Below are 22,283 nucleotides of genomic sequence, written 5' to 3'. Positions count from 1 at the left end.
GTCATGGAATACCGATTGTGCCCGTCGATTTTATCAGCAGATTTTAACCGACTGGGAGAACAGATTAAAATTCTGGAAAAAGAAGGCGTGGAATATCTGCATATTGATGTTATGGATGGAGATTTTGTTCCGAGCATATCCTTTGGAATGCCGGTGATCAAATCAATCCGAAAAGAATCCAACATGTTTTTCGACGTACATTTGATGGTAACAGAACCGGAGAGATATATACGTGATTTTGTAGAGTGTGGAGCAGATTCCATTACAGTTCATGCAGAGGCCTGTGAGGATCTGGAACGTACACTGGAGCAGATCAGGGCAGCAGGAGTAAAAGCGGCAGTTTCCATTAAGCCCTCCACACCGGTAAATGACATCAGCCATCTTCTCGAGGATGTGGATATGGTGCTTGTGATGACTGTTCAGCCGGGATTCGGCGGACAGAAATACATGGACGAGTGCACTGAAAAGATCCAGGAGCTTCGTGAGCTTATTGACGAGGAAGATCTGGACGTTGATATCCAGGTGGACGGTGGTATCAATGATGATACACTTGAAACGGTTATGCGTGCCGGCGCCAACTTTATGGTTGCAGGCTCCTGGGTATTTAAGGGAGATGTGGCAGCCAATGTAAGACATATCACAGACAGGATTCACAATATCAAAGAAAAGCTGGACTGAAAATGATTGATACGATAGTAATGAGCGGGGGCAATATCCAGGATGGTTTTGCCCTCGGTTTTTTGAAAAAAAGAATTGAAGAGGGTAAAAGAGAGAGCCTGAAGCTGGTAGCGGCAGACAAAGGCCTGGAGTGGTTTATGAGAAATCCGGAGATCACACCAGATCTTGCAGTGGGAGATTTTGACAGTCTTTCCGAAGAAGGGGAAGCCTATATGAGAAGCCTTTCAGATCTTGAGATCATCAGGCTTTGCCCGGAGAAAGATGATTCCGATACTCAGTCAGCAGTCAATCACATCATAGAAAAAGGGGCCAGGGATATACTGATCTTCGGTGCGACCGGGACAAGACTGGATCATGTTCTGGCCAATCTGGGATTGCTTTCCATGGGAAAAGATAAAGGTGTGCATATTTCCATTGCGGATCAGTGGAATTACATAACTCTGGCTGAAAGCGGAACTGTGCTGAAACGGGATTCCCAGTTTGGAAAATATGTTTCGTTTTTTACTGTTGGCGGTGATGTGGACGGACTGACCTTGAAGGGATTTAAATATCCGTTGAATAAATATCGTCTTACAGTTGCGGACAGCGGCCTTACAGTCAGCAATGAAATCGCAGAAGAGACGGCAGAAATCACGTATGACAGCGGTCAGCTGCTTATGATCATGTCAAGAGATTAGTGTACGGTTACGGATCACCGGCAGTGTTCTGTGAGCTGCTTTGGCTGGCGAAGCCGGCAGAAATAAATCTGAAAGTACGGTGGGTTGCGTATTCTACCTGTGTATGGTAAGATGAGAAAGGCAAAAATACTGAAAGTAGCAGATACCCTCAAAGAAGCATAATGGCTCTGCAAATGACCCGTCTGATATCAGGAGGTATCTGAAATTACCGTAAAATCTATATATTTAAAGGAGAAATACAGAGAAATGAAATTAGGAATTGTAGGACTTCCTAACGTAGGAAAAAGTACATTATTTAATTCACTGACAAAGGCCGGAGCAGAATCAGCAAACTATCCGTTCTGTACCATCGACCCAAACGTAGGTGTTGTAACAGTGCCGGATGAGAGACTGAACCTTCTTGGCGATTTCTATAAATCCAAGAAAGTGACACCTGCAGTTATCGAGTTCGTTGATATCGCAGGACTTGTAAAAGGCGCATCCAAGGGTGAAGGACTTGGAAACCAGTTCCTTGCAAACATCCGTGAGGTAGATGCTATCGTTCATGTTGTAAGATGCTTCGAAGATTCCAATGTTGTCCATGTAGACGGAAATATTGATCCGATTCGCGATATTGAAACGATCAACCTGGAGCTTGTTTTCTCAGATCTTGAGATTCTGGAGAGAAGAATTGCCAAGGTTACAAAGACAGCACGGATGGATAAGGAAGCAGCCAAAGAGCTTACATTCCTTGAGAGAGTAAAAGCACACCTTGAGGAGGGCAATCTTGCCATCACTCTTGAGACAGAGAACGAGGATGAGGATGCATGGCTTGCAACATACAACCTTCTTACTGCAAAACCTGTGATCTATGCTGCAAATGTTGCAGAGGATGATATTGCAGATGACGGCGGGAACAACAGTCATGTTCAGGCTGTACGCGAATATGCAGCCGGACAGAACAGTGAGGTATTTGTAATCTGTGCTCAGATCGAGGAAGAGATCTCTGAGCTTGATGAAGATGAGAGAAAGATGTTCCTTGAGGATCTTGGACTTACAGAGTCCGGCCTTGAGAAACTTGTACGCGCAAGCTATCATCTTCTTGGACTTATGAGTTTCCTGACAGCAGGTGAGGACGAGACAAGAGCATGGACCATCAAGATCGGAACAAAGGCACCGCAGGCAGCCGGTAAGATCCATACAGACTTTGAGCGTGGATTTATTAAAGCTGAGGTCGTGAATTATCAGGATCTTCTGGATTGCGGTTCTTACGCAGGAGCCAGGGAGAAAGGTCTTGTCCGCATGGAAGGAAAAGACTATGTTGTTCAGGATGGAGATGTGATCTTGTTCCGTTTCAACGTATAATAAACAGGTGATTTTATGGATATGTCAATTCGGTTTCCAGGACTGAATCTGGTTTTGGACTATGTGCCGAGATCTTTTGAAATTTTTGGATTTGAGATAACGATTTACGGGATTTTGATCGCGGCAGGAATGCTCCTGGGTATCTTTTTTGCAGTGCTAGAAGCCCGAAGGAACCATGAAGATGCAGACGCATGCCTGGATCTGGCGATTGTAACGCTGATTACCGGTGTGATCGGAGCGCGGCTTTTTTACGTGGCTTTCTCATGGAGCCTTTATAAGAATGATCCGGGTCAGATCCTGAATGTCCGTTCCGGAGGAATGATGTTCTACGGGGCACTTTTGGGCGGCGTGATCGGTGGAGTACTGTATTGCCACATCCGCCGGAAATCTTTCTGGCAGATGGCAGATATTGCATGTATGGGAGTTCTCATCGGACAGATAATAGGAAAGTGGGGATGTTTCTTTAACAGGGAATCTTTCGGAGAATACGCTGATAATGTCCTTTCCATGCAGCTTCCGCTGACTGCGGTAAGAGCTGGTGAGGTGACAACGAAGATGCGTGAGAATCTGGAAACTGTGGGTGGTTCAGCCTGCGTTCTGGTTCAGCCGATGTTCCTTTATGAGAGCCTCTGGTGCCTGTTGCTGCTTCTGATTCTTATGATGCACCTTAGAAAAAAAGTATTTCAGGGAGAGATTTTTCTGAGATATCTGGCCGGCTATGGACTGGGAAGATTTGTGGTTCAGTGGTTCCGCACAGACAAAATATTTTTTCCGGGAACAGAAATTGATGTTTCACTGGTCATTTCAGGCATACTCTTCGTTGTATGTACAGTGATCGTTACAGTAAGATGTATTATGACAAGGAAACGTGCTGCAGCCAGGATGCGCAGAATGGAGAAAGACTATCAGGCGGAACGGGAAGCAGCAGAGAAGAGAGAAAACACAGCAGAACCTGTAAAAACAGAGACTGTACAGGGAGAGAAGAATGAACCAGAACAAGATACCGCGGGAAACGAGAGAATCCCGAAGAGCAGCACTGCTTCAGCAGCTGCAGAAGGAACGCAGCAAGATGGACAGTCAGATCATGAGCAGGAGCGACCTGCTGAAGAATCTGGAGATCAGTCAGAGAGTTGACCGTATTCTTGAGCTGTATTACGAAAGCTGAGATAAATTAAAATCCGGCAGGAAATTCATGAGTTATTTAACTCAATAGAGATTTCCTGCCGGATTTTTTTGTCAATCGCATAAGCTGCTAATACATCTTCCTGAAATCCAGAGGCGTTATTCCTGTGATCTTACGGAACATGGCAATAAAGTGGCTGGCATCGGAGAAGCCCACAGCTCCGGCAATATCCTGGATTTTCATGTGCGGATTGGATAAAAGAAGCTCTCTGGCTCTGCTGATTCGGTACATGGTAACGTATTCATATACAGAACATCCCAAAAAACGACGGAAAATCCTGGAAAGATACTGCGGAGAAACAAATACGCTCTGACTCAGCTCAGCAGCTGTGAGTTCCAGCTGGTAGTTCGTTTCAATTTCTTTTATTACAGGAACTACGTATCTCTGATAAAGAGGATTCTCCTGGATCTTCGGGGAAGCTGCACAGTCCGAGAAATTCAGCAGAAGGCTGTAGCAGTCCGAGGAAAGAGATTTCAGATCCGGGCTGGGCTGGTGGTATTTACGGAGAGCATTGGAGATCAGCTTCTGAATATGCTCTCCCTGTTCTTTCTCAATAAAAATAACATCGTGATTCTCCGTCATGGAAGGAATGCTTCCTGCCAGAGTGCCTGTAAATGTGGCAAACATGGTGATCCATGTAGTGGAATCCCTGTGATAGGAATGGGGAACATTGGGGGCTATAAGAATTCCTTCGTTAGCACCAAGAGAATAATTTTCTCCCTGTACTTCTATGCGTCCGCAGCCTTTTTCTGTCTGGAGATAATGATAGTAAGGGTATCCGCCCGGACGGAGTACAGTATCCTGCTTCCAGTGGTTGCCGAGAGATTCAAAGATAAACGGAGCACTGACGGGGGTATTTCTGAAATAAATTGACATTGTATTCACCTGTTTCTGAATGTTATATATTTTGGTGAAACATATTATACCATAATCCGTCGGATTATACTATAATAACTATATCAACAGGAAAAAAAGAGCGAAAGAAACTAATTAAAGATTCAAACAGGAGGAAGCAATGAAAAAATTCGATTATTCACTGGTAAAAGATCCTCAGTATTTCTGTGATGGAAGAATGGCGGCACATTCTGACCATACTTACTACCGTTCTGAGGAAGAGAGAGAAGATGGTGAGACTTCTTACCGCTATGATATGAACGGACTCTGGAAATTCCAGTATGCACCGAACTATGCCGGAACGATCCGGGGCTTTGAGACAGAGGCTTATTCCTGCAAAGACTGGGAAGATATTTATGTGCCTGCACATATCCAGATGGAAGGATACGATGTTCCGCAGTATGCAAATGTCCAGTATCCGTGGGAAGGCCATGAGGAACTTCACCCGGGTCAGATTCCGGAGCGTTTCAATCCGGTAGCCAGCTATGTGAAATATTTTTACGTGCCGGAGAACATGAAAGGAAAAAGAGTTTTCATTTCCTTCCAGGGAGCAGAGAGCGGACTTGCTTTATGGCTCAACGGAAGCTTTGTGGGATACAGCGAGGACTCTTTTACCCCATCAGAATTCGAACTGACAGAATATCTGAAGGACGGAGAGAACAAACTGGCTGTCCAGGTATTCAAATGGACAGCAAGCAGCTGGTGTGAGGATCAGGATTTTTACCGCTTCTCCGGAATTTACAGAGATGTATATCTTTATACAGTGCCGGAAGTACATGTATATGATCTGCAGATCCGTGCGGTTCCGGACGAAACATTAAAGAGTGCTACCCTGGAGCTTACTACAGATACCTGGGGAGAAGGAAAAATCAAGGTTACACTTTCCGGAAAAGGTGAGATCCTTTTTTCAGAGGAAAAAGATCTCAGCGGAAAGAATACATATACTTGGGAGATCCCGGACCCGGTTCTCTGGAGTGCAGAAGACCCACAGCTCTATGATCTGGAAATGGAAGTCTATGACAGAGAAGGAACACTTCAGGAGATCATCCCTGAGAGAGTTGGATTCCGCCGTTTTGAGATGAAGGACGGAATTATGACACTCAATGGCAAACGTATTGTATTTAAGGGCGTAAATCGTCATGAGTTCAGCTCCATTACAGGAAGACATGTATCTGAGGAGGAACTGCTCAAGGACATCATCACCATGAAGCAGAACAATATCAATGCCATCCGTACCTGTCATTATCCGGATGCTTCACCGATCTACCGTCTCTGCGATGAGTACGGACTTTACATGATCGCGGAGAACAATCTGGAGTCACACGGTTCCTGGGATATTGCAGAGTTTACAAAGGATTACACGGATGTGGTACCTTACGACAAACCGGAGTGGCTTGGCATGATGCTGGACCGTGTAAATTCCATGTATCAGAGGGATAAAAACCACCCGGCGATCCTGATCTGGTCCTGCGGAAATGAATCTTTCGGCGGAAAAGATATCTTCGAGATGTCAGAGTTCTACCGCAAGAACGATCCCACCAGACTTGTGCACTACGAAGGTGTTATCCATGACCGAAGATATAATGATACCAGTGATATGGAAAGCCAGATGTATCCGTCTGTAGATGCAATTAAGAAATTCCTTGCAGAGGATGACAGCAAGCCGTTTATCTGCTGCGAATACACTCACGCAATGGGAAATTCCTGTGGTGCAATGCATAAATATACAGATCTCACAGACACAGAGCCGAAATACCAGGGCGGTTTTATCTGGGATTACATTGACCAGTCCATCTATAAAAAAGACCGCTACGGAAAAGAGTTCCAGGCTTACGGCGGCGATTTTGGCGAGCGTCCGACAGACTATAATTTCAGCGGAAACGGTATTGCCTACGGCGGAAACAGAGATGCTTCCCCGAAGATGCAGGAAGTAAAATTCAATTACCAGAATATCACTGCACAGGTAAGTGAGAATTCCGTTAAAGTCATCAACAAGAACCTTTTTGTAAATACTGATACTTTTGACTGTGAGGTAACACTTGCAAAGAACGGACATGTCCTTCGTACAGAGATATTGGAAACATCCGTAGATCCGTTAAGCGAAAATAACTACGTACTTCCATTTGGAAAACAGACCCGACCGGGAGAGTATACAGTAACGGTATCTTTCCTTCTGAAGAAAAAAACACTCTGGGCTGAAGCAGGACATGAGGTTGCCTTCGGCCAGTATGTGTACCAGATCGAAGAAACCGGAAAACTTTCTGAATGCGGCGTTGAGCTTGTAAAAAGCCTTCACAACATCGGTGTCCGAGGAGAGAATTTCCAGGTGATGTTCTCAGTACTTAACGGAGGGCTGGTTTCGTATAAATATGCAGGAAGAGAGATGATCGAGGCGATCCCGAAGCCGAATTTCTGGAGAGCACCTACAGATAACGACTGCGGAAACCTGATGCCAATGCGCTATGCACAGTGGAAGATCGCAAGTATGTATGCAACACACAAAGATTTTAGGAGCAAAGAGAGATATGCACCGTCCAATGCACCGGAGACAACAGTTCATGAAAACAGTGTAGAGGTCGCTTTTAAATATCTGATGCCTACCACACCGGTCAGCGAGTGCCGTCTGGCATACGAAGTGTTTGGCGATGGAAGAGTGAAAACAACTCTGACATATGATCCTGTGAAAGAGCTGGGAGACATGCCGGAGTTTGGTGTTCTCTTTAAATTCAATGCAGATTATGATCATGTGAAATGGTACGGTCTTGGACCGGCAGAAACTTATTCAGACAGAAAGCATGGTGCAAAACTTGGCATTTATGAAAACTCTGTATCAGACAATATGGCGCGTTATCTTGTACCTCAGGAATGCGGCAACAAAGAGGGAGTCCGCTGGGCAAGCATCACTGACAGAAAGGGCAGAGGAATGCTCTTTGAGATGGACAAAAACAATGGCCCGATGATGTTCTCTGCGCTGCCGTACACACCGCATGAGATGGAAAATGCCATGCATCCATATGAACTGCCGGAGGTACACTACACAGTAGTGCGCACTGCAAAAGGCCAGATGGGTGTAGGCGGAGATGACAGCTGGGGTGCGCATACCCATCCGGAATACCTTCTGAATGCAGATGGAAAAATGGAATTTTCCTTCGTGTTCAAAGGCCTTTAAAATGTCATAAAATAACAGAACATACAGCTTAAAAAAGCTTTCGGGAACAGCCCGGAAGCTTTTTTTGTTTCATAATAATGCCCATAAATCTGATATGCTTAAAAAACCCCCTGTGGATATTTCATGAAATTAAAAAAAACTTGGATATGCACTTGTTTTTTCAGGGTAAATAGTTTAGAATGATTACATAAGTGGTAGAAAGTGGTGAATAGTGGTAGCAAATGGAGATGAGTGGCAGAACACACCATTTGTACCCTGGAAACACGAAGGGGAGAATCGTGTTTCAAGAGAGTAGGTGGGTTTCATGTTCATGGGCGAGTATAATCACACGATCGACGCGAAGGGGCGTCTGATCATTCCCTCCAGGTTCAGGGAACTCTTAGGGGAAGAGTTCGTACTGACAAGAGGGCTCGATGGTTGCCTTTCTATTTATCCGATGGATGAATGGGTTGCCTTTGAAGAGAAACTCAGAGCATTACCACTTACAAATAAAGACGCAAGAACCTTTTCACGTTTCTTTGTAGCCGGAGCAACAACATGCCAGCTGGACAAGCAGGGGAGAATTCTCGTACCGCAGACGCTGCGCGAATTCGCTGGTCTGGATAAGGATGTGGTGCTTACGGGTAATCTGAACCGGATTGAGGTCTGGAGCAAGGAGAAGTGGAGCGAGAACTGCAATTATGATGATATGGACAGCATTGCCGAGAGCATGCAGAACATTGGAATCGTCATTTGAGCAACGCGCAGGTAGAAATCCCACAGGAGATGGATATGGAATTTAAACATAAATCTGTATTACTCAATGAAACCATCGAGGGTTTAAGGGTGAAACCCGATGGAATCTATGTGGATGGCACTTTAGGAGGAGCGGGGCACGCCACAGAGGTGTGTAAGAAACTTTCTGCCAAGGGGAGATTTATTGGCATAGATCAAGACCAGGATGCGATAATTGCTGCGAGTGAACGGCTGTCAGCCTTTAACCAGGTGACAATCATTCGCAGCAATTATTGTTACATGGCAGATGAGCTGAGATCCCGTGGCATTGATAAAGTGGACGGGATCCTGTTAGATTTAGGAGTGTCATCTTATCAGCTGGATAATGAAGAGAGAGGCTTTTCCTACAGATACGATTCACCTCTGGACATGAGAATGGACAGAAGGCAGAGCCGTACAGCCGGAGATATTGTCAATGGCTATGATGAGAAGGAACTTTACCGTATTATCCGCGATTACGGCGAGGATAAATTCGCCAGGAATATAGCGAAACATATTGTGGCTGCCAGAGAGCAGGCACCGATTCGGACAACCGGGGAACTGACAGAGATTATAAGGGGAGCGATCCCTATGAAAATACAGGCTACAGGAGGACATCCGGCCAAGAGAACTTTCCAGGCGATCCGCATTGAGCTGAACAGAGAGCTTGATGTGCTAAGAGATTCTCTTGACGGAATGATCGATCTTCTGAACGATGGAGGAAGGATTTGTATCATTACTTTCCATTCTCTGGAGGACAGGATCGTGAAGACCATTTTCCGCAAAAATGAGAATCCCTGTACATGCCCGCCGGATTTTCCGGTCTGCGTATGCGGTAAGGAATCCAAAGGCAAGGTGATCACAAGGAAACCGATTTTGCCAGGTAAAGAGGAAATGGAGGAGAATCCAAGGTCCAAAAGTGCGAAACTCCGCATCTTTGAAAGAAAAATGTTTTAAATAAAGGATGGAAGGTAGGCAAATGGCTAAGACAGGAAGAGGAACAACCGCCAGAAGAAATCCGAATACCGTAAGACACTCGAGAGATGTGTACATTCAGGGAAATGCGGTAAAACGGCTGCAGGAAGCTCCTCGAAGAACTGATCTGCCCGATATTAAGGAAAGACGAAGGCTGGCGCAGGAGAGAGAACAGAAGAAATCAGCAGTTCCTGCCACACCTGCGAAACAGGTGGTGAGCAGGCAGGCACAGCGAAACAGAGAGAAAGCGATGGCCATGAACAAGGGCTTCGTTATGTTTCTCACAGCAGTTTCCATTGCAGTGCTTTTTACCTGCATCAATTTTCTGCAGGTAAAATCAGAGATTACGGCAAGTATGAAGAATGTTGCCAATCTGGAATCAGAACTTGCACAGCTCAAGGAAGATAATGACGCATATTACAGTCAGGTAACATCGAATGTAGATATCAGTGAGATCAAGAAGAAAGCAATCGGTGAACTGGGAATGAAATATCCTTCAGAAGATCAGATACAGACCTATACAACAGAAGGAAACAGTTATGTGAGACAGTATCAGGATGTAGACACACATAAGTGACAGATATTACAGAGGTGATCGATTGAGTACAAGAAGGCGCAGGCCTGTAAAAAAAATAAATTACAAAATGAAAAAAAAGCTGGCAGTACTATTTTCTTTAGTGTTGCTGGCTTTAGTCGGTTTGGTGGCGAGAATTACCTATATTAATGCTACAAGTGGTAGTAAATACCGGAAACAGGTATTAAGTCAGGCACAGCAGAAATATGAGAACCAGACGCTTCCGGCGAAACGAGGCGATATTTATGACCGAAACGGAAACATTCTGGCAACCAGCAATAAGGTTTATAATGTGATCCTTGACTGCCTGGAGATTAATGAGGATCAGGACACTGTTGAGCCTACTATCAAGGCTCTTGTAGAAGTTCTGGGGTTGGATGAAGCAGAGATGCGCAATCTTCTTACGGATGATGCGACCAAAGAAAGCCAGTATCAGATCGTGAAGAAACAGATATCCATGGATGATAAGAAGGCCTTTGAGGAATATGAGAATCCGGGCGAAGACAGCGGACTGACAAAAACACAGCTTAAGGAACGTTCCAATATCACAGGCGTATGGTTCGAAGAGGATTATCTGAGAACTTATCCTTTTAATGAGACAGCCTGTGATACTATTGGATTTACACTTTCCAGAGATGTTGCAGATGCCGGACTTGAAGGATATTACAATGCCACACTTACCGGTGTTGACGGAAGACAGTACGGATACATCAACAATAATTCTGATGTTGAGCAGACCATTATTGAGCCAACAGACGGCAAGAGTATTGAGATTTCCCTTGATCTTGGGCTACAGCAGATTGTTGAGAAGTATGTAAATACTTTTGAGGAGAAGATGGGAGCCAAGAATGTAGGCGTTATCATTGAAGATCCAAAAACCGGAGAGATCATGGCTATGGACGGCGGCGACCGTTATGATCTGAACAATCCGAGAGATCTTTCCAATATTTATTCGGAGAGTGAGATCGCAGCCATGAATGATGAACAGACTGTGGAAGCACTGAATGGCATGTGGAGTAACTTCTGTGTAACAGATGCCTATGAGCCGGGATCTGTTGTCAAGCCTATCGTTATGGGTTCTGCACTTGAGATGGGCGCAATATCTGAGACAGATAATTTTGTTTGCGATGGAGGGCAGTCTTTTGGCGCAGAGGGCTCCAGCACATTTATCAAATGTGCGGTATGGCCGGATGCACATGGAACGGAGGCACTTGCGGATGTTATTGCCAATTCCTGCAACGATGGTATGATGCAGATCGCAGCCAGGATGGGCAAAGACAATTTCCTCAAGACTCAGAGTACTTTTAACTTTGGCACCAGAACCGGTATTGACCTTCCTAATGAAGGCAGCGGTGTTGTTCATACCAGCGAGACTATGGGCGAGACAGAGCTTGCATGCTCGGCTTTCGGACAGGGTTATACACTGACTATGATCCAGGAGATCAATGCCATATGTTCTGTTATCAACGGTGGTTATTACTATCAGCCGCATCTAGTGACGAAGATCAAGGACAGCAGCGGCGGAGTTGTGAAGACGATCTCTCCGACACTGATGAAGCAGACTATTTCCGAGAAGATTTCCGCAAATATCCGTTCTTATATGGCAGCCAGTGTGGATCATGGTACCAGCCGTACATCCAAGGTTCAGGGATACAGTTCAGGTGGTAAGACAGGTACAGCTGAGAAGCTGCCGCGAGGCAATGGTAAATATCTGGTTTCTTTCATCGGTTTTGCACCGGTGGATGATCCTGCACTTGTGATTTATGTTGTTGTAGATGAGCCGAATGTAGAGGATCAGGCCAGCAGTACTTATGCACAGTATATTGCGCAGGGAATCCTTTCTGAAGCACTTCCGTATCTCAATGTGCAGCCGGATGAAGCTGAGGACGGAGAAGTTCCGACAACAGAATTGTGGGATATTTTTAAAGGGATCAGTGATTCTGCAACAGGATCTGCTGCAGACGGACAGAAGGAAGCAATCTCCAATGAAGATGTTCCGAGTCCGCCGGAAGACGATTCTGAGGAGAAGACAGAGGATAATAACGATATGCAGAGTGAGGGCCTGACTAACGAAGAAGCGGGTCTGGAATAAGAATACCCTCTCAGGGGAAGGTCATATATTACAGTGACGATCTCTGAGAGGGATTTTTTATGATCCGGACAATGGTTTTTCACAGAAAAAAGATCTGGGTGATTTTTGCAGGCTGTGCGCTGATTCTGAGCGGACTGGCAGGAAGGCTGATCTATCTTATGTGGGCTCAGGCAGATTATTACACTCAGAAGGCAGATGATCTCCATGAGAGAGAGCGTGATATCAAGGCAGTCAGAGGTAAAATTCTGGATGCCAGAGGGAACGTTCTGGCAGATAACCGCACTGTCTGTACGATTTCCGTGATCCACAGTCAGATTAAAGAACCGGAAAAAGTGATCAGGGTTTTGAAAGAGCAGCTGTCTATGGATGAAGAGACAGTACGCAAAAAAGTCGAGAAAGTTTCTTCTATTGAAAGAATTAAAACAAATGTAGACAAAACCATCGGAGATGCCATCCGTGAATATGCTCTGAATGGGGTGAAAGTGGATGAGGATTACAGGAGATATTATCCATATGGTTCTCTGGCATCCAAGGTTCTGGGATTTACAGGGGGAGATAATCAGGGAATCATTGGGCTGGAAGTAAAATATGATGAGATCCTTGCAGGGCAGCCGGGAAAAATCCTCACAGTTACAGATGCCAGGGGAGTGGAGCTGGACGGGACAGGAGAGCGGCGGAAAGAGCCGGTTGCAGGAGACACCTTGCGAACCAGTCTGGATATCAGTATCCAGGAGTATGTGCAGCAGGCAGCTTTGAAGGTGATGGAGGAGAAGCAGGCAGAGAGGGTTTCTGTTCTTCTTATGAATCCGCAGAACGGGGAGATCTATGCGTGCGTCAATGTGCCGGAGTTTGATCTGAATGATCCGTTTACGTTGAATACAGCAGAAGAAACAGTGACCGGCACGGATTCAGGAAGCAGCAAACAGGATCTTCTCAACCGGATGTGGCGCAACCCCTGCCTGAATGATACATATGAGCCAGGTTCCACGTTTAAGATTATCACCATGGCAGCAGGTCTGGAAGCAGGCGTGGTTTCAACAGAAGATCGTTTTTTCTGTCCTGGGTATAAAGTGGTGGAGGATCGGCGTATCCATTGCGCCAAACGGACCGGGCACGGAGCACAGAATTTTGTGGAAGGAGCACAGAACTCCTGCAATCCGGTTTTTATTGAGGTGGGTCTGCGTCTTGGAGTTGACAGATATTATAAATATTTCAAACAGTTTGGTCTTCTGAAAAAAACAGGAATCGATCTTCCGGGTGAGGCAGGAACCATTATGCACAATCCGAAAAATATGGGCGAGGTGGAACTCGCCACAGTATCTTTTGGCCAGTCCTTCCAGATCACGCCGGTTCAGCTTGCAACTACGGTCAGTTCTATCATCAACGGTGGGAACAGGATCACGCCCCACTTCGGGATCAGTGTGGAAAGTGCAGACGGAACGCAGATAAACACGCTGGAATATCCGGTGGAAACAGGAATCCTATCAGAAGAAACATCCAAAACAGTGCGATCAGTTCTGGAAAAAGTAGTCTCCCAAGGTTCTGGAAAAAATGCAGGTATTGAAGGGTACTCCATCGGTGGAAAAACAGCAACTTCACAGACACTTCCCAGAGGTTCCGGAAGGTATATTTCCTCATTCTTAGGGTTTGCACCTGCGGAGAATCCTACAGTACTGGGGCTTTGCATCATCCACAATCCCCAGGGAATGTATTATGGAGGAATTATCGCAGCCCCGGTGATCCGGAGTATTTTTGAAAATATACTTCCATATCTTGGAATCGAAAAAACAGCTCAGGTGGAAACCAGACAAGGCGGAAAGTCAGCACTTGATTAATGAAAAGAAAAGCTTTATACTGATGAAGAACTATAAAAAAAACGAAAGAATTAAAGAGGTGTGAGGATGGAGTTTCATGTAGTGATCCCTGTGCTGATCTCATTTGCGATCAGCCTTGTATTAGGACCGGTTGTTATCCCATTTTTAAGAAGACTTAAAATGGGACAGACAGAGAGAGAGCTGGGCGTACAGTCCCACCTGAAGAAGAACGGTACACCAACCATGGGCGGTGTGATCTTCCTTATTGCGACGACCGTAACATCACTGTTTTATATCAAGGATTATCCGATGATCATTCCGGTACTTTTCCTGACTCTGGGATTTGGACTGATCGGATTTCTGGATGATTACCTGAAAGTAGTCCTGAAACGTTCTGATGGACTTTTGCCATGGCAGAAGATGGCTCTGCAGATCGTTGTGACAGCAGTATTTGCTTTTTATCTTGTGAATTACTCCAATGTATCCCTGACTATGAGGATCCCGTTCTGGAGCGGTCATTACCTGAATCTTGGATGGTTCGCTGTTCCGGTACTGTTCTTTGCAGTCATCGGTACTGTAAACGGAGTAAACTTTACAGATGGACTTGACGGACTGGCATCCAGCGTTACATTGATCGTTGCAGTATTTTTCACTGTTGTTTCACTGGGACTGGGCAGCGGTGTTGAGCCTATCACATGTGCGGTAGTGGGCAGCCTTATGGGCTTCCTTCTGTTCAATGTATACCCTGCCAAGGTGTTCATGGGGGATACCGGTTCCCTGGCACTTGGCGGTTTTGTTGCCGGAGTGGCTTATGCAATGCAGATGCCGCTGTTTATTATCCTGGTAGGACTGATCTATCTCATCGAGGTGCTTTCCGTTATGATCCAGGTATCCTATTTCAAGGCAACACATGGAAAAAGAATTTTCAAGATGGCACCTATCCACCATCATTTCGAGCTTTGCGGGTGGTCTGAGACACGGGTGGTTGCAGTGTTCTCTGTTGTAACAGCCATTATGTGCCTGATCGCTCTCCTGGCATTATAAGGAGGAACAGAACAATGGATTTAAAATCAAAAAAGGTTCTCGTATTCGGAGCCGGAAAAAGCGGTATCGGTGCAGCTGATCTGCTTGGCAGCGTTGGTGCGCAGCCGGTAATCTATGACGGAAATGCAGACCTTGACAAAGAAGCTGTTTTACATAAAACAAATGGCAGATATCAGCCTGAGATCTGGGCGGGAGATTTTCCGGAAGGAGAGCTTGACAGCCTTGATCTTGTAGTATTAAGCCCCGGAGTTCCAACAGATCTTCCGCTGGTGAAGAAATTTTATGAAAAAGGCCTTCCGGTCTGGAGTGAAGTGGAGCTTGCATACCGCACAGGGAAAGGTGAAGTTCTTGCGATTACAGGAACTAACGGCAAGACAACAACAACAGCACTTCTTGGTAAGATCATGGGAGATGCCCGTGAATCTGCATTTGTTGTAGGAAATATCGGAACTGCATATACATCGAAATCACTTGAGATGAGGGATGATTCTGTGACAGTTGCAGAGATCAGCAGTTTCCAGCTTGAGACGATTGACCAGTTCAGACCGAAGGTAAGCGCGATCCTGAACATTACAGAGGATCACCTGAACAGACATCATACAATGGAAGAGTACATCCGTGTGAAAGAGCTGATCACCAGAAACCAGGGACCGGAAGATGTCTGCGTTCTGAATTATGAGGACGAGGTACTCCGCAAATTTGGTGAGAACATTGTACCGAAGGTTGTGTATTTCTCAAGCCTTCGAAAGCTTGAGCAGGGTATCTATCTTGACGGAGATCAGATCATCCTGAAAACTGAGACAGAAGAGATCCCGATCGTTAAGACGGGTGAACTTAAGATCCTTGGCCGCCATAACCACGAGAATGTAATGGCAGCAGCAGCTATGGCGTATTATGCAGGAGTTTCTGTTGAGAGCATTCATAAGAGCGTCTGTGAATTCGTGGCAGTTCCCCACAGGATCGAGTATGTGACAGAGAAGAACGGAGTTGCCTACTACAATGATTCCAAGGGAACCAACCCGGATGCAGCGATCAAGGGAATTCAGGCTATGAACCGCCCGACCCTCCTGATCGGCGGCGGCTATGATAAAGAATCCAGCTATGACGAGTGGATCCAGTCCTTTGATGGAAAAGTACGCTATCTTGTTCTCATCGGTCAGACAAAAGAGAAGATCAAAGCAGCAGCAGAGCGTCTTGGATTTACAGACATTATTCTCTGCGAAGATCTGAAAGAAGCAGTTAAGGTCTGTGCCGAGAAAGCCAACCCTGGAGATGCAGTTCTTCTTTCACCGGCCTGCGCAAGCTGGGGACAGTTTGATAATTATGAGCAGCGTGGTGATATGTTCAAGGAATATGTCAGAGAGCTGTAATAACAACAGAAATAAATACATATGCTGAAATAAGAGACCGCTTTGGAGGCCGGAGTTATGAAGGCAGAACTGAAACAGACCGGAAAGACAGATGTGGTTCTTGTGGCACTGGTACTGATTCTCGTAGTCTTTGGCCTGGCGGCACTTTTTTCGGCAAGCGAATATAATGGCAGAGTACGTTTCCACGACTCTGCCTATTATTTTAAGAAGCAGCTCTTTGCTACGGCACTGGGGCTGCTTGTTATGTATCTGGTGGCAAAAACGGACTATCATCTGTCGGTTGTTCTGGCTCCGGCAGCGTACCTTCTCTCGTTGCTTCTTTCAACAGCAGTCCTTATTTTCGGACAGGAGATCAATGGTTCCAGGCGATGGCTCAATCTGGGTCCTTTATCCTTTCAGCCCTCAGAATTCTCAAAAATGGCAGTGATCCTTTTTCTGGTATGGCAGATCAGCAGGACAAAAAAGAAGACAACAGGCTTTTGGTTTATGGCAAGAACAATGCTGACTCTGCTTCCGGTAGTGGGGCTGGTTGGTTCCAACAACTTAAGTACGGCGGTGATCATTCTGGGAATCGGTGTTGTGCTTATTTTTGTGGCGAATCCAAGATATCTCCAGTTCCTTGCACTGGGAAGTGCGGGCATCGGATTTATTGCCGTATTTCTTGCTGCAGAGAGCTACCGTCTGGAACGCCTGGCCATCTGGCGTGATCCGGAAAAATATGAAAAAGGATTTCAGACCATACAGGGCTTATATGCTATTGGGAGCGGAGGGATTTTTGGCAGAGGCTTAGGAAACAGTCTGCAGAAACTGGGATTTGTGCCGGAAGCTCAGAATGATATGATTTTTTCGATTGTGTGCGAGGAAACCGGAATCTTCGGGGCTTTTTTACTGATCTTTCTGTTTGTTCTTCTGATGTGGCGGCTCTGCGTTCTTGCACTTGATTGCCGGGATCTGGAAGGAACGCTTTTGTGTGCAGGAATCATGGCACATATGGCAATACAGGTAATCCTTAATATCGCAGTTGTTACAAACACGATCCCGAATACAGGAATTACGCTGCCCTTTGTGAGCTACGGCGGAACATCTGTGGTTTTTCTGATGGGAGAGATGGGGCTGGCCTTAAGCGTCAGCAGTCACAGAAGAGGAATAATTACATAGAATAAAAAGCAAGAGGCCCTTTTTTAGGAGTGGAAGACTTGAATGAGATCGATGAGATCATCGTAACCGGAGGAAGACCACTGAATGGAACCGTAAAGATCCAGGGCTCAAAAAATGCAGCTCTGCCAATGATGGCAGCAGCTCTTTTAAGTGAAGGAATCAGTGTGCTTCGCGGCTGCCCAAGGATTGCAGATGTATTTCTCATGGAAAAAATCCTCCGGGAGCTGGGTGCTGTAACCTGGTGGCAGGGTCATGACCTCTATCTGGATTGCAGTCAGGCTGACGGCACTGTGATACCAGCAGATTTTTCGGGAAAAATGCGGTCTTCCGTGATCCTTCTGGGGGCGATGCTTGGGCGGAACCACAAGGCCAGCACAGGCTATCCCGGCGGGTGCGTCATCGGAAAACGTCCGGTTGATCTTCATATAAAAGTTTTGCGCAGCCTTGGCGCGAAAATCGTGGAAAACGGTACAGAGATCAGAGCATCCTGTGGAAAACTGAAAGGTGCGGAGATATTTTTTTCAAAAAGCAGTGTGGGGGCTACGGAGCAGGGAATCCTGGCAGCAGTGCTTGCAGAGGGCAGAACGGTTTTAAGGGGGTGTGCCTGTGAGCCGGAGATCGGATGGCTGTGCAGTTACCTGAACGGAATGGGCGCGAAGATATTTTTTTCGGAAAAAAATATTATCTGCATTGAGGGCGTGGAATCTCTGCGGCCGGGAGACGGGGTGATACCGCCTGACCGGATCGTTGCCGGAACCTATCTTCTGGCAGCAGCAGCCACCCGCGGGGAGATCATAATAGAGAATCCACCTTTAGGAGAAATGGACGGAATCCTGGAAGTATATCGGAAAATGGGTGGACAATATGATATTTTTGGTGGTAAACTAATAGTCAACGGAAAAAATACGGGTAATCCGCTGAAGCTTCTGGAAACGGAAGTGTACCCGGGGTTTCCTACGGATCTGCAGTCGCCGGCGATGGCAGTACTGGTCACGATATCAGGTGAGAGCAGAATCCGTGAGAAGATATTTGAAGACAGATATAAGACAGCTCCATGGCTGTGCCGCATGGGTGCAGATATCAGAATCCGGAATGGCGTGGCAGTGATCCATGGCGGATATCCGCTTACGGGATGCACAGTGGAAGCTCAGGAACTTCGTGGCGGTGCTGCACTGGTGATTGCAGCTCTTGCTGCCGGCGGAACAACAAAAGTCCGGGGCTACCGTTTCATTGAAAGAGGTTATGAGCATATCTGTGAAGACCTGACCGCACTGGGCGGTCTTTTGATAAAGGACAGAGGAACTTTATGAAACTATCAAAAAAAAATCAGCTGAAAATTACAGGACTGATCGTGGTTCTGATACTGGCAGGTGTTATTTTCTTTTTTACCTATTATCAGGTTGATGAAGTACAGGTGATGGGAAGCAGCCATTACTCAGAAAAGCAGATTAAAAAAATGGTTCTCAGAGGACCGATGGCATCGAACTCTATTCTGGCTCCCATAATCTATACTAAAAAAAATACAAAAGATGTTCCGTTTGTGAAAGGCTACACTGTCACCAGACTGAACAGGCACACCATCTGTGTCAGCGTAAAAGAAAAAGATATTGTAGGCTGTATTCCATATCTGGACAGCTATATTTATTTTGACAGGAACGGAACATTCATTGAGAGCTCTACAGAGAGAAATGAGAAGATTCCGTTTTTTGACGGAATCAAGGTGAAACATGTGATCTACAATGAAGAACTTCCGATTAAAGATAAGACGGTTATGAATACAGCGGTGGCATTGTCCACCATATTTCAGAAGAACGATAAGATTCCGGATCATATTGAGTTCAGTGATGACGGACAGATCAGCCTGCTCTACGGGGATATCACAGTGAAGCTTGGGAAGGATGAATACCTGGAAGACAAGATGACCAGGATACTGGCGATCCTTCCATTGATCTCTGACAAGAAAGGAATCCTTCATGCTGAGAATGTAAATGATAATTCCAAGATGATCACTCTGGAGCAGGAGAAGGGTGAAACTTCGGATTCTTCCGAAACCTGGACAGGCGGATATGACGAGGAAGGCAATTATACAGGTGAAGGCGAGTACGATGAGAACGGAAACTATGTGGGAGCCAGGCCTCAGACAGATCTGGAATATGCACTTTCCAAGTGGGTCGGCGGATATGATGAGGAAGGCGATTACACAGGAACTGGCGAGTATGATGCCGATATGAATTATGTAGGACCTGCACCAACTGAGGAGAGCATGGCTGCAAATGGCAGCTGGACAGGCGGATACCGTGAGGACGGAAGCTACGATGGAGTCGGTGAGTATGACCGGGATGGCAATTATGTAGGATCTGTGGAAGATGCACAGAATTCAGATGAGTCTGACAGTTCTGGTGCATCCGAAGATGGAGGTACTTCCGGGAACGAAGGTAATTCTGACAGTACAGACACCGGTGACAGCGGAGAGCAGAGTTACGACACCGGCGATACTGATGATTATTCCGGTGAAGAAACTGATTCCGGATACAGTGATGAGGCAGACAGCTACAGTGACAATGGAGATTATACCAGCGATTCGGAATGGGAATAACAAAACTACAGATCAATCAGATACGGATGATTTTGTTCGCCTGACAGCACCCGGGTTTCAAATTCCCGGGTGTTTTTTTGTTTATCAGCATATTATAATTAGGAAAGAGTTCTTTCGAAAAACGGTCTGGAAACCTTTGGACATTTTGCCAGAGATTGTTTCGCAAACCTTCACGTTAATAGAAACAGTGCCGAAATTTAGTAAAAAAAGTATAAAAAAACAAAATTAGTGGTTGATTAATTACTCAAAAAAATATATGATATATCTATGTGTATATGTAGCTTGGAATAAATTACACTGAATCGGATATCAGGTTAGAAATAAAGGAGGAAGTACATTGTTAGAGATAATGACGAATGAGGCTGAGTCTTCTGCGAAGATTATTGTAATTGGAGTAGGCGGCGCAGGTAATAACGCAGTAAACAGAATGGTGGAAGAAGCCATTGGTGGAGTTGAGTTTGTAGGTGTCAATACTGATAAACAGGCTCTGACTCTGTGCAAAGCTCCGACTGTACTTCAGATTGGCGAAAAAATTACTAAGGGTCTCGGCGCCGGCGCGCAGCCGGAGGTTGGCCAGAAGGCTGCTGAGGAGAGCATCGAGGAAGTTAAGAAGATCATCGAAGGAGCTGACATGGTTTTCGTTACCTGTGGTATGGGTGGCGGAACAGGTACAGGAGCTGCTCCTGTAATCGCTGGCGCAGCGAAAGAGATGGGTATCCTGACTGTCGGTGTTGTTACCAAGCCATTCCGCTTTGAAGCGAAGACCCGTATGAATAATGCACTTGCAGGAATTGAAAATCTGAAGAAAGCAGTTGATACTTTAATTGTCATCCCGAATGACAAGTTACTCGAGATCGTTGACAGAAGAACAACAATGCCGGAAGCATTGCGTAAGGCTGATGAGGTTCTTCAGCAGGCAGTTCAGGGAATCACAGACCTGATCAATCTGCCGGCACTGATCAACCTTGACTTTGCAGACGTACAGACAGTTATGACTGACAAGGGAATCGCTCACATCGGTATCGGTGAGGCAAGAGGCGATGACAAGGCTATGGAGGCTGTACAGCAGGCTGTATCTTCTCCGCTTCTTGAGACAACCATCAAGGGAGCAACACATGTTATCATCAACATTTCCGGTGATATTTCCCTTATGGATGCCAACGATGCTGCAAGCTATGTTCAGGAGCTTACAGGCGAGGATGCGAACATCATCTTTGGTGCTATGTATGATGATTCTGTTGCGGATTATGCAAGGATCACTGTTATTGCTACAGGACTTACAGACAACAATCTTCAGGCATCTCCATTTGGAAACAGAGCTTCCAATTCTGTTTTCGGAACAGCTAAGAAGACAAGTCCGTCACCTGCACCGAGCATGAATTTTAACATGCCGAGCTTCAGTCTTCCGAATATGAACTCCACACAGTTCAATTCCAAGGCACCGACAAGCACTGTACAGAAGAAAGACATTCAGATTCCGGATTTTCTTAAGAACAGATAAATAATAAGAGATATGATAAGCCGTATGCTATTTTGGTATGCGGCTTATTTTGATGCAAAAAAACAGCAGAGGCGCCATATAAGACGACTCTGCTGTCAGTTGATATCAGCACTTACATTCAAATGTATCGCATTTTGTATCGCAGCAGCGGTGGGCATTGTCGCCAGCTACATTAATGGAGACAGCGCTACATTTACAGTGTTCGTTGTAGGTACAGTTGTGCGCTTTGCAGTCAATGTTGATGTTTTCACAGCCACAGCCGGAATCAGCAAAATTGACAGCAGCACTATCCTTATTTCGGAAACTTTCACAGGCAGTATCATCTGCAGAGCGCGCTTCTGAACCCGCTACATTGATGGAACCTTTGGAACAGAGGGAATCCTTGTTATAATAGCAGTTGTGTGCGGAACATTTTAAAAGTGTCATAGTATTTTCCTCCTGATAATAGATTTGCGGAACAA

Annotated in this window: 18 protein-coding genes; 16 read left to right on the top strand and 2 right to left on the bottom strand. The window is 45.7% G+C overall.

Going from position 1 to position 22,283, the window contains the following annotated elements; genetic code table 11:
• Nucleotides 1-3 precede the first annotated feature (3 nt).
• The 4 genes from rpe to lgt all read left to right on the top strand — a co-directional run bounded on the left by rpe (nt 4) and on the right by lgt (nt 3,833).
• On the top strand, nt 4-678 hold the full coding sequence (gene rpe / locus AC04Q4_RS09725) for a ribulose-phosphate 3-epimerase (RefSeq protein ID WP_173736789.1): 675 nt from the start codon (nt 4-6) through the stop codon (nt 676-678).
• Nucleotides 679-680: 2 nt separating this feature from the next.
• Complete coding sequence (locus AC04Q4_RS09720) at nt 681-1,355, top strand: thiamine diphosphokinase (RefSeq protein ID WP_173736790.1); 675 nt, start codon at nt 681-683, stop codon at nt 1,353-1,355.
• A gap of 246 nt (nt 1,356-1,601) precedes the next feature.
• Nucleotides 1,602-2,699 carry a redox-regulated ATPase YchF gene (ychF, locus tag AC04Q4_RS09715; RefSeq protein ID WP_173736791.1) on the top strand — a complete coding sequence of 366 codons (1,098 nt, stop codon included), beginning with the start codon at nt 1,602-1,604 and terminating at the stop codon, nt 2,697-2,699.
• 15 nt (nt 2,700-2,714) lie between these two features.
• Nucleotides 2,715-3,833 (top strand): prolipoprotein diacylglyceryl transferase, encoded by a 1,119-nt coding sequence (gene lgt, locus AC04Q4_RS09710; RefSeq protein WP_476388880.1) that lies wholly within the window; start codon nt 2,715-2,717, stop codon nt 3,831-3,833.
• A 118-nt stretch (nt 3,834-3,951) separates the two neighbouring features.
• Here the strand turns inward: lgt and AC04Q4_RS09705 are convergent, their stop codons facing one another.
• Nucleotides 3,952-4,758 (bottom strand): helix-turn-helix domain-containing protein, encoded by an 807-nt coding sequence (locus AC04Q4_RS09705; protein ID WP_173736793.1) that lies wholly within the window; start codon nt 4,756-4,758, stop codon nt 3,952-3,954.
• A 139-nt stretch (nt 4,759-4,897) separates the two neighbouring features.
• Here AC04Q4_RS09705 and lacZ point away from each other — a divergent pair, with 139 nt between their 5' ends.
• From lacZ to ftsZ, 12 genes are all read left to right on the top strand, one after another.
• Nucleotides 4,898-7,945 carry a beta-galactosidase, LacZ type gene (gene lacZ / locus AC04Q4_RS09700; RefSeq protein WP_476388879.1) on the top strand — a complete coding sequence of 1,016 codons (3,048 nt, stop codon included), beginning with the start codon at nt 4,898-4,900 and terminating at the stop codon, nt 7,943-7,945.
• 304 nt (nt 7,946-8,249) lie between these two features.
• The gene (mraZ, locus tag AC04Q4_RS09695; protein ID WP_119239329.1) at nt 8,250-8,681 is read left to right on the top strand and encodes a division/cell wall cluster transcriptional repressor MraZ; all 432 of its coding nucleotides are present in this window, start codon (nt 8,250-8,252) and stop codon (nt 8,679-8,681) included.
• A 35-nt stretch (nt 8,682-8,716) separates the two neighbouring features.
• On the top strand, nt 8,717-9,655 hold the full coding sequence (gene rsmH, locus AC04Q4_RS09690; RefSeq protein ID WP_173736795.1) for a 16S rRNA (cytosine(1402)-N(4))-methyltransferase RsmH: 939 nt from the start codon (nt 8,717-8,719) through the stop codon (nt 9,653-9,655).
• Between the two features lie 22 nt (nt 9,656-9,677).
• Nucleotides 9,678-10,250 (top strand): FtsB/FtsL family cell division protein, encoded by a 573-nt coding sequence (locus AC04Q4_RS09685; RefSeq protein WP_173736796.1) that lies wholly within the window; start codon nt 9,678-9,680, stop codon nt 10,248-10,250.
• Nucleotides 10,251-10,374: 124 nt separating this feature from the next.
• Nucleotides 10,375-12,339, top strand: coding sequence for a penicillin-binding transpeptidase domain-containing protein (locus AC04Q4_RS09680; protein WP_347708313.1), 1,965 nt, complete (start codon nt 10,375-10,377; stop codon nt 12,337-12,339).
• 59 nt (nt 12,340-12,398) lie between these two features.
• The gene (locus AC04Q4_RS09675; RefSeq protein ID WP_195455469.1) at nt 12,399-14,174 is read left to right on the top strand and encodes a peptidoglycan D,D-transpeptidase FtsI family protein; all 1,776 of its coding nucleotides are present in this window, start codon (nt 12,399-12,401) and stop codon (nt 14,172-14,174) included.
• Between the two features lie 66 nt (nt 14,175-14,240).
• Nucleotides 14,241-15,197, top strand: coding sequence for a phospho-N-acetylmuramoyl-pentapeptide-transferase (gene mraY, locus AC04Q4_RS09670; RefSeq protein ID WP_119239324.1), 957 nt, complete (start codon nt 14,241-14,243; stop codon nt 15,195-15,197).
• A gap of 14 nt (nt 15,198-15,211) precedes the next feature.
• Entirely contained in the window at nt 15,212-16,567 is a 1,356-nt protein-coding gene (murD, locus tag AC04Q4_RS09665; protein ID WP_173736798.1) for a UDP-N-acetylmuramoyl-L-alanine--D-glutamate ligase, read from the top strand.
• Nucleotides 16,568-16,624: 57 nt separating this feature from the next.
• A complete protein-coding gene (locus AC04Q4_RS09660; protein ID WP_476388878.1) occupies nt 16,625-17,725 on the top strand; it encodes an FtsW/RodA/SpoVE family cell cycle protein in 1,101 nt (366 codons plus the stop codon).
• A 29-nt stretch (nt 17,726-17,754) separates the two neighbouring features.
• The gene (gene murA / locus AC04Q4_RS09655; RefSeq protein ID WP_476388877.1) at nt 17,755-19,035 is read left to right on the top strand and encodes a UDP-N-acetylglucosamine 1-carboxyvinyltransferase; all 1,281 of its coding nucleotides are present in this window, start codon (nt 17,755-17,757) and stop codon (nt 19,033-19,035) included.
• Nucleotides 19,032-20,321, top strand: a complete 1,290-nt coding sequence (locus AC04Q4_RS09650; protein WP_476388876.1) for a cell division protein FtsQ/DivIB — start codon at nt 19,032-19,034, stop codon at nt 20,319-20,321. Before murA ends, AC04Q4_RS09650 begins: the two co-directional genes overlap by 4 nt.
• Nucleotides 20,322-20,670: 349 nt before the next feature.
• A complete protein-coding gene (gene ftsZ / locus AC04Q4_RS09645) occupies nt 20,671-21,822 on the top strand; it encodes a cell division protein FtsZ (protein WP_173736927.1) in 1,152 nt (383 codons plus the stop codon).
• Nucleotides 21,823-21,927: 105 nt separating this feature from the next.
• Here ftsZ and AC04Q4_RS09640 read toward each other — a convergent pair whose 3' ends face one another.
• Nucleotides 21,928-22,248: a DUF1540 domain-containing protein gene (locus tag AC04Q4_RS09640; protein WP_173756568.1), complete on the bottom strand. Its 321-nt coding sequence runs from the start codon at nt 22,246-22,248 to the stop codon at nt 21,928-21,930.
• Nucleotides 22,249-22,283: the final 35 nt, after the last annotated feature.

The organism is Blautia sp. HA8986 (genome assembly GCF_056504635.1).
The sequence above is the reverse complement of the archived record's forward strand: the minus strand, read 5'-3'. Positions and strand labels throughout refer to the sequence as shown.

Coding starts and splice junctions, on each gene's coding strand:
- AC04Q4_RS09640 (WP_173756568.1), bottom strand. CDS start 22,248: ATGACACTTTTAAAATGTTCCGCACACAACTGCTATTATAACAAGGAT.
- rpe (WP_173736789.1), top strand. CDS start 4: ATGGAATACCGATTGTGCCCGTCGATTTTATCAGCAGATTTTAACCGA.
- AC04Q4_RS09675 (WP_195455469.1), top strand. CDS start 12,399: ATGATCCGGACAATGGTTTTTCACAGAAAAAAGATCTGGGTGATTTTT.
- AC04Q4_RS09650 (WP_476388876.1), top strand. CDS start 19,032: ATGAAACTATCAAAAAAAAATCAGCTGAAAATTACAGGACTGATCGTG.
- ychF (WP_173736791.1), top strand. CDS start 1,602: ATGAAATTAGGAATTGTAGGACTTCCTAACGTAGGAAAAAGTACATTA.
- lgt (WP_476388880.1), top strand. CDS start 2,715: ATGGATATGTCAATTCGGTTTCCAGGACTGAATCTGGTTTTGGACTAT.
- rsmH (WP_173736795.1), top strand. CDS start 8,717: ATGGAATTTAAACATAAATCTGTATTACTCAATGAAACCATCGAGGGT.
- AC04Q4_RS09685 (WP_173736796.1), top strand. CDS start 9,678: ATGGCTAAGACAGGAAGAGGAACAACCGCCAGAAGAAATCCGAATACC.
- mraZ (WP_119239329.1), top strand. CDS start 8,250: ATGTTCATGGGCGAGTATAATCACACGATCGACGCGAAGGGGCGTCTG.
- lacZ (WP_476388879.1), top strand. CDS start 4,898: ATGAAAAAATTCGATTATTCACTGGTAAAAGATCCTCAGTATTTCTGT.
- AC04Q4_RS09720 (WP_173736790.1), top strand. CDS start 681: ATGATTGATACGATAGTAATGAGCGGGGGCAATATCCAGGATGGTTTT.
- AC04Q4_RS09660 (WP_476388878.1), top strand. CDS start 16,625: ATGAAGGCAGAACTGAAACAGACCGGAAAGACAGATGTGGTTCTTGTG.
- AC04Q4_RS09705 (WP_173736793.1), bottom strand. CDS start 4,758: ATGTCAATTTATTTCAGAAATACCCCCGTCAGTGCTCCGTTTATCTTT.
- ftsZ (WP_173736927.1), top strand. CDS start 20,671: ATGACGAATGAGGCTGAGTCTTCTGCGAAGATTATTGTAATTGGAGTA.
- murD (WP_173736798.1), top strand. CDS start 15,212: ATGGATTTAAAATCAAAAAAGGTTCTCGTATTCGGAGCCGGAAAAAGC.
- mraY (WP_119239324.1), top strand. CDS start 14,241: ATGGAGTTTCATGTAGTGATCCCTGTGCTGATCTCATTTGCGATCAGC.